Source organism: Variovorax ginsengisoli (assembly GCF_030811835.1).
In the GTDB taxonomy this organism is placed as follows: Bacteria; Pseudomonadota; Gammaproteobacteria; order Burkholderiales; family Burkholderiaceae_C; genus Variovorax; species Variovorax ginsengisoli_C.
In genome coordinates, this window is sequence record NZ_JAUSRO010000021.1 from 27,509 (window position 1) to 39,677 (window position 12,169).

Consider the following 12,169-nt stretch of genomic DNA (forward strand, 5'->3'; position numbering starts at 1 on the left):
CACCCTGACCCTCTCCTGCCTGCGGGAGAGGGGAATCCATATCTTCAGGAGCCCCCCATGCCTCAATCAGCCGACAAGATCCTCGACCACGAACTGCTGTTCCGTGAACCCGAGTACCAGGAAATCTTCCGATCGAAGAAAGAAGAGTTCGAGTTCAACCATCCGGACGAGACGATCAAGCAGATCGTCGAATGGACCAAGACCGAGGACTACAAGCAGAAGAACTTCGCGCGCGACGCGCTCACGGTCAATCCGGCCAAGGCCTGCCAGCCGCTGGGCGCCGTGTATGTCGCCAACGGCTTCGCCAAGACCTTGAGCTTCGTGCACGGCTCGCAGGGCTGCGTGGCGTACTACCGCTCGCATTTCTCGCGCCACTTCAAGGAGCCCACGTCCTGCGTGTCCTCGTCCATGACGGAAGACGCCGCCGTCTTCGGTGGGCTGAACAACATGGTGGACGGCCTGGCCAACGCCTACAGCCTGTACAAGCCCGACATGATCGCGGTCTCCACCACCTGCATGGCCGAAGTGATTGGCGACGACCTGAACGCCTTCATCAAGACGTCCAAGGAGAAAGGCAGCGTTCCCGAAGAGTTCGACGTGCCGTTCGCCCACACGCCGGCCTTCGTCGGCAGCCACATCACCGGCTACGACAACGCCTTGCTGGGTGTGCTGCGCCACTTCTGGGACGGCAAGGCGCAGACCACCGAGCCCCTGGTGCGCGTGCCTGACGAGAGCATCAACTTCATCGGTGGCTTCGACGGCTTCGTCGTCGGCAACATGAAGGAAATCCGCCGGATCTTCGATCTGTTCGGCGTCAAGGTGAACGTGCTCTGCGACCCCTCTGAAAACTGGAACACGCCGACCGACGGCACCTTCCGCATGTATGCGGGCGGCACCACGAAGGAAGAGGTCGTGGCCGGCCTGCACGCCAAGGCCACCATCGTGTTCCAGGAGTACTGCTGCGAGAAGACGAGCAAGTTCATCGCCGACCATGGCCAGGAGGTCGTGGTGCTGAACGCCCCGATCGGCGTGGCCGGCACCGACGAGTTCCTGATGGCGATCTCGCGCCTCACCGGCAAGCCGATTCCGGAACAGCTCGAACGCGAGCGCGGCCAGCTGGTCGACGCCATGGCCGACAGCCAGGCCCATCTGCACGGCAAGCGCTTCGCGCTGTACGGCGACCCGGACCAGATGCTGGGGACCACGCAGTTCCTGCTGGAACTCGGTGCCGAACCTGCGCACGTGCTGGCCACCAACGGCGCCGAGCCCTGGGCGAAGAAGGTTCAGGCGATGTTCGATGGCTCGCCCTACGGCGCTGGCTGCAAGGTCTACCCGAAGCGCGACCTGTGGCACCTGCGTTCGCTGTTGTTCACCGAGCCGGTCGACTTCCTGATCGGGAATACCTACGGCAAGTACCTGGAACGCGACACCAAGACCCCGCTGGTGCGCATGACCTTCCCGATCTTCGACCGCCACCACTACCACCGCTACCCCACCTGGGGCTATGAGGGCGGCCTGCGCACGCTGGTGATGCTGCTGGACGAATTCTTCGAAGCGCTCGATGCCAACACCATCGTCCCCGGCAAGACGGACTACAGCTACGACATCATCCGGTGAGTTGGCCCACCCCCGATGCCGGCTCACTTCGTGTAGCCGGCTTCCCCCTCAAGGGGGCACCCGCAGCGGCCCGGCAAAGCCGGTTCCGCACGGGTTCACGAACGGGCTTCGCTTGCGCTTGCCAGGGGTTGGGGTGAGGGTAGTGCGGCGCAGGAGAGGCTATGCGGTGCCACGATACAAGGAGTGATGCGATGTCAGAACCCGTTTTGATCAAGACCACGCAGGACGGCCGCAAGGTCGAGGTGATCGATGGCTGGGTGTGCCTGGCCGGCGCGCGCGAGGCCGACAGCCTGATCCCGATGGACGAGCACCCCAACCGGCAGGCGATCGCCAGGGCGGTGCCGGGCGCCACCCACGTGGCCGGGCGCATTCCGCTGCGGCACGACGAGGCGGCGATCGCGCAAGGCGCGCTCAGCGCTGCGCAACGCATCTTCGATGCCAGCCCGGCTGGTATCACGCAACGCATACGCCACGCGACCTGGGCCAAGGCCCATGCCGAAGGCGTCGAATAGAAGAAAAGGTCTGGGCGCCATGATCCACGTGGTGGAACTTCCGCAGCAGGGCGATCCGCGCGCCTGGTTCGCCTACGACGACGATGATTTCGCCCGCAAGGTGGCGGCGACCGATGCGCTGCAGGCGTGGGAGATCCACGACGCGCTGACGGCGCGCGACCTGCTCGAGTCGGCGTGCGACGGGCCGGAAGGAGCGTTCGCGAACGCCGGCCCCGGGGCCCCGGTCGACGTCGCCACGCGCGAACGATTTCCCGCGATCTGTGCCCTGGGCGATGCCCATGGCTGGGACACGCCGCTCTACCGGGCCGACCACCTGCTGGGTCGCGGCGTGCTGCGGGCCGAGCCGGTCGCCGAGCGCGATGCGTTGAGCGCGGCGCTGGCCGCACGCGGCGGCTTGAGCTGCGTCTACTGGAACGACCGCGATGCGATCGGTGCCTTCGAGGGCGCCGACCCGCGTCTGGCGGGCAAGGAGCGCTGGTGGGCGCGTCGGGCGCTGTACGAGCAGCTGGTCGAGCTCGAGGTGCTGGCGGACGACAACTAGCCCGTGTCATGAAGCTGCGCATCGACCGCACCCATGCCCAGGCACTGGCCAGCGAGTTCCCTGAGCTCTCGGGCCTGGTCGACCAGTTGCGCTTCGGCGCCCATGCCGAAGTCGGCCTGCGCCAGCTGGCCTCCGGTGCGCTGGACCGGCTGGGCCAGCTCTGGGACGAGGGCGGCGCGGCACAGCAGCGGCAGGCGGCCCAGCTGCGTTCGTTGCGTGCGGTGCTCGACGACCCGGCGGCCGAACGCTTAAAGGCCGACGATCTGGAGCACGTGTTGCCGGCCTTCGTGCGCTACATCGCGGCCCATGCGCGGCGTGGCTGGCTTTTTTCCGCCGCCACCGACGGCCGCCCGCTGGCCTGGTGTCCCACGCGCATCGACTACACGCCCGCGTCCAACGACGAGACGGGCAGGGTCTTCGTCGAGATGAAGGCCAACGCCAAGGCAGGCGTCGTCACGCAGACGATGCGGCTGCTCGGCGCCGACATCGAAGGCCGCACCATCGCCGAAATGCTGCTGGCACGCGGTCTGGTGCGAGAGACGGCGGCGCTGATGGACGGCTACGAGGCGACGGCCGAGCGCTATTTCGACTGGCGCAGCCAGACCGGCGCGCAGTTCGAAGGCCGCGGCACCGCCTACCACGCGGAGGACCCGAGCGCCGCGCACCGCGACACCGACTGGTCGCGCAAGGACATCGTGATCCTCTCGGCGCAAGGCGGCGCGGCCCGACTGGTCAACGACGAGGGCGTGCTGCAGCAGCGCAACCCGACGCTGGAAGTGCCCGGCGAGATCCTGGCCAGCTACCTGTCGAAAGCCGCGAAGAGCAACCGCTACGATGCCGAGGCCGAGGTGCAGGCCGTGCACGAAGCGCTGCAGGGCGAGCGGCCGGCGCTGTTCCGGCAACTGCCGGTGCATCCGCTGATCTTCATGTTCCATCTGGAGCTGCACCACCACGTCTGGGTGCATGCGGACGACCTGCACCCCTATGTGTACCGGCCGGACCTCAAGCACAAGCTCGTGCTGCCGCCGGAGCAGACCGACCTGATCGACATCCTGACGGCCGAGATGGACCTGCTGATGGACGACATCGTCGCGGGCAAGGCCGGCGGCACCACCGTGCTGTGCGCTGGGCCGCCGGGCGTGGGCAAGACACTGACGGCCGAGGTCTATGCCGAGATCATCCGCCGTCCGCTGTACCGCGTTCACTCGGGTCAGCTGGGTTTGAATGTCACCGCCATGGAACATGCATTGAAGGACGTGCTGCTGCGCGCGCAGCGATGGGGTGCTGTGATGCTCATCGACGAGGCCGACGTCTACATCAAGCGCCGCGACGACGACCTGACGATGAACGCCGTGGTCGGGGTGTTCCTGCGCGTGCTCGAGTACTTCAACGGTCTGCTGTTCCTCACCACCAACCGCATCGACGACATCGATGAAGCCATCATTTCGCGCTGCATTGCGCTCATCCGTTACCACCCGCCCGACGCAGCAGCACGCCGGCGCATCTGGGAGGTGATGGGCGAGCAGTTCGCGCTGCGCCTGGACGACGCGATGCTCGACATGCTGGCGGCCCTGTTCCCCGCCGCGAGCGGGCGCGACATCAAGGGCCTGGCCAAGCTGGTCGCCAAATACTGTCACCACAAGCAGACGCGGCCCACGCACGAGGTGTTCCTGCGCTGCGCCATGTTCCGCGGGCTCGATGCGGTTGCAACAGCCTGAACGCGGGAGAACATCGATGCTGGCCCGGATGCAATGCGACATGTTGCGCAACAGCGCGCTGGCGCTTCGTGAGATCCTGGCAGACCTGCAGGACGCGTCGGAATTGTTCGCCAGCCGCAACACGCTGATCCGGGTCGAAGCCCATCTGCTGCTGATGGCGCAGACATTGGCCCACCTGGCCCCGGCCCTCCACGAACGGCTGCTGCTGGCGGATTGGCGCGGCTGGCAGTCGCTGCAGGAGATGCTTGAGAACGACATTCAACCCAGGCACGATGCGGTCTGGTACGCGCTGCGCGCCCTGGTGCCGACCACGCTGGAGATGATCGATGTGTTGCGCCGGCGCGAGCCCATCTGGTTCGAGTTGGGATATTGATGGACAAGCCGACGGCGCAGCACCTCATTCGGCTGGCGTTGGGCGCGGCGCAGAGCCGCGCGGCCGGGCTGGATGCGGCGGACCAGGCGCTGATGGTGAGCGCCGTTCAGATGGACGTGATCGAGCGGTTGACACCGGTGCAGCGCGGCCGGGTGCTGGAGCGCGCGCTGATGGCGCCTTATCCCCGGGGTTTCTTCCTGGCGCTGCGTGCGTGTGGTGGGCTCAGGCGCCTGTTGCCCGAAGTCGACGCGCTGTTCGGCGTGCCGCTGATCGGGGAGGGGCCGGAGCCGATCGACATTGGCGAGCATCAACTGGGCGCGCTGGACCAGGCCGCTCGCCGCGCGGCACCGCTGGCGGTGCGCTGGGCCGCATTGCTGCAGAAAATCGGGATGGGCCGGACGCCGCCCTTGTTCTGGCCGAGCCATGTGGGCCACGAGGCGCGGGGCCTGGCGTTGCTGGCGCCGTTGAGCGCGCGCATCGCGCTGGCGCCGACATCGCTCGACCTGGCCGCGCTGGCGATCGCCGAGGCCGAGCGCGTGCACCGGGCCAGCAAGCTGCGGGCCGGCCCGATCGCGGCATTGCTCGCGCGCACTGAGGCGGAAACCCGGCCCGATCGGTTTGCGCAGTTGCTGGAGGTCTGCATCTGCGACCACGCCGCGCACCCGGGTCACGGCGAGGCCGACTACACCAAGGCGCCACGCATGCGGCAGGCCCTGGCGGCCTACCTGGCGGTGGCGCCGCAGGGGAGGGACGCAGAGGCGCTGCTGCAGGCGCGTGCCCAAGCGATCGACGTTGCACTGCGCGCCGGCACGACCGAGGATTGATGCGGCCCCTGCGGACCGACGCCGTGTCGCAAGACCTTTGTCGCGATTGCTTCAAACCTGCCACAGCCGACCTTCCGCGGCGCGCAAATCCACTCCAAACGACAGTTCGCGGTGGTCTTTTGGCGGTTTTGGCGCTGGCACCAAAACTGCAATGAGGAACGCACCACGTTGCTAGGAGTGCGCGATGTCAGTCTCTCTCAAGGCCAAGATCGCCGAAGTGTTCGAAGAGCCCGGTTGCGACAAGAACCAGGGCAAGAGCGAGAAGGAGCGCAAGAAGGGCTGCACCAAGCAGCTCTCGCCCGGCGCCGCCGCCGGCGGGTGCGCCTTCGACGGTGCCAAGATTGCGCTGCAGCCGATCGTTGACGTCGCGCACCTCGTGCACGGCCCGATCGCCTGCGAGGGCAACTCGTGGGACAACCGGCATTCGGCGTCGTCGGGTTCGCAGATCTACCGCACGGGCTTCACCACCGACATCACCGAACTCGACGTGATCTACGGCGGCGAGAAGCGCCTCTTCAAGAGCGTGCGCGAAATCATCGAGAAGTACGACCCGCCGGCTGTCTTCGTCTACCAGACCTGCGTCACGGCGCTGATCGGCGATGACATCGAGGCGGTGTGCCAGCGCGCTTCCGAGAAGTTCGGAAAACCAGTCATTCCGGTCAACTCGCCGGGCTTCGCAGGCCCCAAGAACCTGGGCAACAAGCTGGGGGCGGAGTCGGTGCTCGATTACGTGATCGGCACACGGGAGCCCGAGTACACGACGCCCTGCGACATCAACATCATCGGCGAGTACAACCTGTCGGGCGAGCTCTGGCAGGTCAAGCCGCTGCTCGATGCGCTGGGCATCCGCATCCTCTCGTGCATATCGGGCGACGGCCGCTACAACGAGATCGCCAGCGCGCACCGCGCCAAAGTCAACATGATGGTCTGCTCCAAGTCGATGATCAACATCGCGACGAAGATGCAGCAGCGCTACGGCATCCCGTACTTCGAAGGGTCGTTCTACGGCATCGGCGACATGAGCGACACGCTGCGGCAGATGGCGACATTGCTGGTGCAGCAGGGCGCGCCGGTGGACCTGCTCGAACGCACCGAGCGGCTGATCGAGGTGGAGGAGGCGCGCGCCTGGAAGCGCATCGCCGAGTACAAGAAGCGCCTCACCGGCAAGCGCGTGTTGCTGATCACGGGTGGCGTGAAGTCGTGGTCGGTGGTCGCGGCGCTGCAGGAGGCCGGGCTGGAGATCGTCGGCACCAGCATCAAGAAGAGCACGAAGGAAGACAAGGAAAAGATCAAGGAGATCATGGGCGACGATGCGCACATGATCGACGACATGACGCCGCGCGAGATGTACGCGATGCTGCGCGACGCCAAGGCCGACATCATGCTGTCGGGTGGCCGCTCGCAGTTCGTGGCGCTCAAGGCGCGCATGCCCTGGCTGGACATCAACCAGGAGCGCCACCATCCGTACGGCGGCTACGAAGGCATGGTCGAGCTGGTGCACGAGATCGACCGCGCCCTCTTCAACCCGGTGTGGCAGCAGGTGCGCATCGCCGCACCGTGGGAACTTGCTGACGACGCCGTCGCGGCCTGAGGAAGCACCCGTCATGGCACACGTCGTCGAATCCAGGAAGGCCTGCACGGTCAATCCGCTGAAGATGAGCCAGCCGCTGGGCGCGACCTTCGCGTTCATGGGCCTGGACGCCTGCATGCCGGTGATGCACGGCTCGCAGGGCTGCACGTCCTTCGCGCTGGTGCTGCTGGTGCGGCACTTCAAGGAGGCGATCCCGCTGCAGACCACCGCCATGAACGAGGTGACGACCATCATGGGCGGCTACGAGAACATCGAGGCCGCGCTCCTCAACATCCGCAAGCGCGCAGCGCCGAAGGTCATCGCGATCTGCTCGACCGGCCTGACCGAGACCAAGGGCGATGACGTCGAGGGCTACCTCGTGACGGCTCGCCAACGCAAGCCCGAACTGGCCGACACCGAGATCGTCTACGTCTCGACGCCCGACTATGTCGGCGCCTTCGAGGACGGCTACAAGCATGCGGTCACGGGCATTGTTCGGGCACTGGTCAAGCCGTTGCCCGTCGATGCTAAGCAGGTGACGCTGCTGCCGGGTAGCCACCTGTCGCCCGGCGACATCGACGAGCTGCGGGAAATCATCGAAGCTTTCGGCCTGACACCCGTCGTGCTGCCCGACATCTCGGGCTCGCTCGACGGCCACATCGCGCCCGACTGGCGTGGCACCACGCTCGGCGGCACGACGCTCGAAGAGATCCGCGCAGCGGGCGCATCGGCCTTCACGCTCGGCGTGGGCGAACAGACGCGCGAAGCCGCCGAGGCGCTCAAGACGATCGCCGACACGCCCTTCGAAGTGTTCGAGCGGCTGACTGGGCTGGAGGTCAACGATCGCCTGCTGCAGCGGCTCTCGAAGATCGCCGGTTGCGCAGTGCCAGCCAAATACCGTCGCCAGCGCAGCCAGTTGCTCGACGCGATGCTCGACGGGCACTTCTACACCGGCGGCATCAAGGTGGCGATCGGTGCCGAGCCCGACCTGCTGCTGGCGGTCGGCGGCTTCCTGCACGAGATGGGCGCCGAGCTGCGCTGTTGTGTCAGCACCACCAAGTCGGCCGCGCACGCGCTGCTGCCGGCCGAGCAGGTGCTGCTGGGCGACCTCGAGGACCTGGAGCAGGGTGCGGCCGACTGCGACCTGCTCATCACCCATTCGCACGGCCGGCAGGCTGCCGAGCGGCTCGACAAGCCCCTGCTGCGCATGGGCTTCCCGGTGTTCGACCGCATTGGCAATGCACACCGCCGCTACGTCGGCTACCGCGGCACGATGAACCTGATCTTCGAGGTGTCGAACCTGATGATGGAGCGCATCGCGCACCACCATCCCGGCGACTGGCCTTTGACGCCGGAGGCCCGGCGGGCGGCCATGCCCGTGCGCATGGCGAATGCCGACACGCAGATCGAATCGCGCACGGCGGCTGCCAGTGCCTGAGCCCGCATCACCGGAGAAAACCCATGAAAATTGCCTTCGCCACCCAGGACAAGGAGCGCGTGGACGCGCACTTCGGCTGGGCCAAAGCCATCGTCGTCTACGAGGTGACGCCGGACGCGCACCACTTCGTGGAGAGCTTCGAGTTCGGCGGCAAGCTCGAGGAAGACGGCGACGAGGACAAGCTCGCGCCCAAGCTCGAGGCCATCAAGGACTGCGCCATCCTGTACGTGGCCGCCATCGGTGGCTCGGGCGCCGCGCGCGTGGTCGCCATGAAGATCCACCCGATCAAGGTGCCGCAACCGGAGTCGATCGCCGAGATTCTCGACAAGCTGCAGGCGGTGCTCAAGGGCACGCCGCCGCCCTGGCTGCGCAAGGCCCTGGCCAAGGACGCCAAGGACGGCGCGCGTGCATTCGATTTTGAAGATGAAGAGGTTCCCCATGGCTGAAGACGCCACCATCGAGCTCGCCGAAGGCGAGGAGCAACACCTGGCCAACCCGTTCGTTCAGCAGCTCGTCAAGCAGCTGCGCGCGCAGGACACGCACGGCGCCTGGGAGGGCAAGAGCGATCTGCAATTGCTCAAGCCCTACGTGTACACCGCAGAGGAACGCCGGGCCATCCCGATCATCGGCGACCCCGACCCGGAGATCCTGTGGCGCCTGGAGATCTTCTACAGCGCGGTCGCCGTGGCCGTCGAGCGCGAGACCGGGCAGATGGTCTCGCCGATGATGAAGATGAGCCACGAGGGCTTCGGTCGCCTGGTGTTGATCGCCGGACGGCTGGTGGTCGTCAACAAGCAGTTGCGTGATGTGCATCGTTTCGGCTTCGGCTCGCTGGCCAAGCTGGCCGACGCGGGAACCAAGTTCTTCGACGAGGCCGTCGCGATGATTCGCGAGTACCCGGCCGTTGCCCAATACGGAGCGTGACGTGGAAACGCCCGAAGAACTCAAGCTGCGTTTGCGCAAGCTCAACGCCCAGGCCACGCAGGCCAAGATGGACCTGCACGACCTGTCCGAAGAGTTGCCCACCGATTGGGAAAAGATCCTGGCGGTGGCCCAGCGTTGCCACGATGCGCACGCCGCCTTGATGGAAGCCCGCAAACTGCAGGCCGCGACAACGGCCCACTGACGAGGAGCCCACGATGAGCAACTTCACCGTCACGATGCCCAGCGGCAAGACCTGGACGCCGACCTTCGTCGCTGCGCTGGACGAGGAGAAATGCATCGGGTGCGGCCGTTGCTTCAAGGTCTGCCCGCGCGGCGTGCTCGAACTCGTGGGGCTCGACGAGGATGGCGTGCACATCCCTCTCGCCGGGGACGACGACGAGGACGAGGAGTACGAGAAGAAGGTCATGACCATCGTCCACCAGGAGCTGTGCATCGGCTGCACCGCGTGCGCGAAGATCTGCCCGAAGAAGTGCTACACGCACGCCGCCGCATCGGTCTGAGGCCGAAGCCCATGGACATGCAGGCGCGGCGCGAACTGGTCCGGCGGCTCGAATCACGGCGCGACGAGGTCGACGACCTCATGGCGCTGCTGCGCGAGCATGCCGACCCGCACGCCGGATCGGCGCGGGATCTGGAGGCGGTGGCCTATGCGATCGCGTTGGCGTCCCTGGGCGACAACCATCTCTGGCAGGACATGCAGCTGCCTTCGCGCGGCGAGCTTTCAGCGTTGATCTCACGCTGGTTCCCCCGACTCGCGCAGCGCAACACGAACGACATGAAGTGGAAGAAGTTCCTCTACAAGCAGCTGTGCGAACGCGAGCAGATCCACGTGTGCAAGTCGCCGAGTTGCGGGGTCTGCACCGACTACGCGATGTGCTTCGGGCCCGAGGAGCGCAGTGCGGGTTAGCAGCGCCGGGCACGCGCTTTGCAAAGTCAAGTGATTCGTTATGTAGCCGCCTACATAGCCGACAAACACGACGACGGAGCCGACAGTGCCGACATTCTCGAATCGCCGCGTATCGACGTTCTCTTCGCGGGCTCGCTGGGTCCCTTGCGACCGTGCCTGCTACCAGACGCTGAGCTGGCCGCTTGGCGATGGCAACGGTGCGCCGCACGATGCGCGCCTTCCCGCGTCCTGCCTGCCGCAACTGCCGCAGCCCCCGCACCGGCTGCTCGCGCTGTGCGACAAGGAGGGGTTGCGAAGGCTCGTCGACTGCCACATGCAACGGCTGCGCCGAACGGCATTGTTCGTGCGCGCCGGCCGCTGTTTCGACTGCGTCGCCCAGCGCGTGGCGGACTTCGTCGTGGAGGCCTGCGGGGGGCCGCTGTACTACAGCACGCGCCATGCGCGGCTGCAGGCCGGTGCAGGCCTGCCGCTGCTGCTCGACGAGGAGGGACGAGAACTGTGGCTGGTGCAGCTGTGGCACGCCTTCGACGATGCGGAGTTCCCGCTCGCGCTGCGCGCCGACTACTGGCGCTGGGCCGAACCGCTGTCGGTGCATCTGCTCTCGCCGCAGGCCCGCCGGGGCGATCTGACGCGCTATGACTACGACACCGTGCGCAGCTGGTTTCCGGCCCGCGGGGCCATGCACCGACCATGATGGAGCCACACATGACGACGTCCTCCATGCGCTACGGCGTCTTCCTCAACGTCGAGAACCCAGACGCAAATGCGGCCGAGGCGTTGCAGCAGATGCTGCGTACGGCCACCGCCGCCGAAGCATCCGGTTTCGACGAACTCTGGCTTGCCGAGCATCACCACAGCGCATTCGCCATCGGCAGCGCGCCGATGGTCCTGCTGTCGCACCTGGCCGCCCGCACGTCGCGCGTGCGGCTGGGCACTGGTGCGTCGTTGCTCGCGTTGAACGACCCGATCCGCGTGGCCGAAGATGTCGCGACGCTCGATGTGCTCAGCGGCGGACGCATCGAGTTCGGCGTGGCGCGTGGGGGGCCTTTTCCGCTGCAGTACCGGCATGCCGGTGTGCCGTCGGCCGAGGTCGCGCGCGACCGCATGCACGAGGCGCTCTTGCTGATTCGTCGGCTGTGGCGCGAAGAGCGCGTGCATTTCGACGGCCGCTTCTACCGCTGCGCCGACCTGACGATTGCGCCCTGGCCCCTGCAGCGCCCGGTGCCGGTGTGGCTCGCCAGCCTGAGTGACGATTCCCGCCGGCTCGCGGCTGCCGAGGGCCACGGCTTGATGGCCACGCCATCCTCCGACGTGGGCGCGGTCGCCGCGGTGGTCCAGGGCGAACGCGTTCGGCGGGCCGATTTTCCGTTTGCCATTGCACGCTTCTTCCATTGCGAGCCGGACCATGCGCAGGCCGTGGCACGCGGGCTGGCTGCGGTGCGCGAGTACCCGCAGCGCATGGGCGTGCGCTTCGGCAAAGGCGGCATGCCGCCGATGTTCGAGCCCGATGCCAGCGACGCCGTCATCCTGGCGAATGCCGTGATCGGTGATCCGGCGCACTGCGCGCAGCGGGTAGAAGGCCTGCGCCGCGCGCTGGGCCCGCATCGGCTGCTGCTCAAGCCGGCATTGCACGACGAGGAGCGGGTGCGCGAAGGCTTGGCGCTCTTCATGCGGCGTGTGGTGCCAGTCCTTGGTGAGGCCACCTGAGGGGCGTTGTGAACGGG

The 12,169-nt window shown here is 66.8% G+C and carries 15 protein-coding genes; all 15 read left to right on the plus strand.

The window, feature by feature from the left end:
- The first annotated feature begins 57 nt into the window (after positions 1 to 57).
- The 15 genes from nifK to J2W36_RS24940 all read left to right on the plus strand — a co-directional run bounded on the left by nifK (position 58) and on the right by J2W36_RS24940 (position 12,152).
- Positions 58 to 1,617: a nitrogenase molybdenum-iron protein subunit beta gene (gene nifK / locus J2W36_RS24870; protein ID WP_307692470.1), complete on the plus strand. Its 1,560-nt coding sequence runs from the start codon at positions 58 to 60 to the stop codon at positions 1,615 to 1,617.
- 191 nt (positions 1,618 to 1,808) lie between these two features.
- On the plus strand, positions 1,809 to 2,129 hold the full coding sequence (locus J2W36_RS24875) for a hypothetical protein (RefSeq protein ID WP_307692471.1): 321 nt from the start codon (positions 1,809 to 1,811) through the stop codon (positions 2,127 to 2,129).
- A 19-nt stretch (positions 2,130 to 2,148) separates the two neighbouring features.
- Positions 2,149 to 2,670: a hypothetical protein gene (locus J2W36_RS24880; RefSeq protein ID WP_370869385.1), complete on the plus strand. Its 522-nt coding sequence runs from the start codon at positions 2,149 to 2,151 to the stop codon at positions 2,668 to 2,670.
- 8 nt (positions 2,671 to 2,678) lie between these two features.
- The gene (locus tag J2W36_RS24885; RefSeq protein WP_307692473.1) at positions 2,679 to 4,388 is read left to right on the plus strand and encodes an AAA family ATPase; all 1,710 of its coding nucleotides are present in this window, start codon (positions 2,679 to 2,681) and stop codon (positions 4,386 to 4,388) included.
- A 40-nt stretch (positions 4,389 to 4,428) separates the two neighbouring features.
- Entirely contained in the window at positions 4,429 to 4,761 is a 333-nt protein-coding gene (locus J2W36_RS24890) for a hypothetical protein (protein ID WP_307692474.1), read from the plus strand.
- Positions 4,761 to 5,585 (plus strand): hypothetical protein, encoded by an 825-nt coding sequence (locus J2W36_RS24895; RefSeq protein ID WP_307692475.1) that lies wholly within the window; start codon positions 4,761 to 4,763, stop codon positions 5,583 to 5,585. The genes J2W36_RS24890 and J2W36_RS24895 overlap by 1 nt, the downstream gene beginning before the upstream one ends.
- Positions 5,586 to 5,769: 184 nt before the next feature.
- Positions 5,770 to 7,176 (plus strand): nitrogenase iron-molybdenum cofactor biosynthesis protein NifE, encoded by a 1,407-nt coding sequence (nifE, locus tag J2W36_RS24900; RefSeq protein ID WP_307692476.1) that lies wholly within the window; start codon positions 5,770 to 5,772, stop codon positions 7,174 to 7,176.
- Positions 7,177 to 7,189: 13 nt separating this feature from the next.
- Positions 7,190 to 8,593, plus strand: coding sequence for a nitrogenase iron-molybdenum cofactor biosynthesis protein NifN (gene nifN, locus J2W36_RS24905; protein ID WP_307692477.1), 1,404 nt, complete (start codon positions 7,190 to 7,192; stop codon positions 8,591 to 8,593).
- Between the two features lie 23 nt (positions 8,594 to 8,616).
- A complete protein-coding gene (nifX, locus tag J2W36_RS24910; protein ID WP_307692478.1) occupies positions 8,617 to 9,039 on the plus strand; it encodes a nitrogen fixation protein NifX in 423 nt (140 codons plus the stop codon).
- The gene (locus J2W36_RS24915) at positions 9,032 to 9,517 is read left to right on the plus strand and encodes a NifX-associated nitrogen fixation protein (protein ID WP_307692479.1); all 486 of its coding nucleotides are present in this window, start codon (positions 9,032 to 9,034) and stop codon (positions 9,515 to 9,517) included. Before nifX ends, J2W36_RS24915 begins: the two co-directional genes overlap by 8 nt.
- A gap of 1 nt (position 9,518) precedes the next feature.
- Entirely contained in the window at positions 9,519 to 9,719 is a 201-nt protein-coding gene (locus J2W36_RS24920; protein ID WP_307692480.1) for a CCE_0567 family metalloprotein, read from the plus strand.
- Between the two features lie 13 nt (positions 9,720 to 9,732).
- Positions 9,733 to 10,038: a ferredoxin III, nif-specific gene (gene fdxB / locus J2W36_RS24925; protein ID WP_307692481.1), complete on the plus strand. Its 306-nt coding sequence runs from the start codon at positions 9,733 to 9,735 to the stop codon at positions 10,036 to 10,038.
- 11 nt (positions 10,039 to 10,049) lie between these two features.
- Positions 10,050 to 10,445: a nitrogen fixation protein NifQ gene (locus J2W36_RS24930; RefSeq protein WP_307692482.1), complete on the plus strand. Its 396-nt coding sequence runs from the start codon at positions 10,050 to 10,052 to the stop codon at positions 10,443 to 10,445.
- Positions 10,446 to 10,530: 85 nt separating this feature from the next.
- Positions 10,531 to 11,139, plus strand: a complete 609-nt coding sequence (locus tag J2W36_RS24935) for a globin family protein (RefSeq protein ID WP_307692483.1) — start codon at positions 10,531 to 10,533, stop codon at positions 11,137 to 11,139.
- A gap of 11 nt (positions 11,140 to 11,150) precedes the next feature.
- Entirely contained in the window at positions 11,151 to 12,152 is a 1,002-nt protein-coding gene (locus tag J2W36_RS24940) for an LLM class flavin-dependent oxidoreductase (protein WP_307692484.1), read from the plus strand.
- Positions 12,153 to 12,169: the final 17 nt, after the last annotated feature.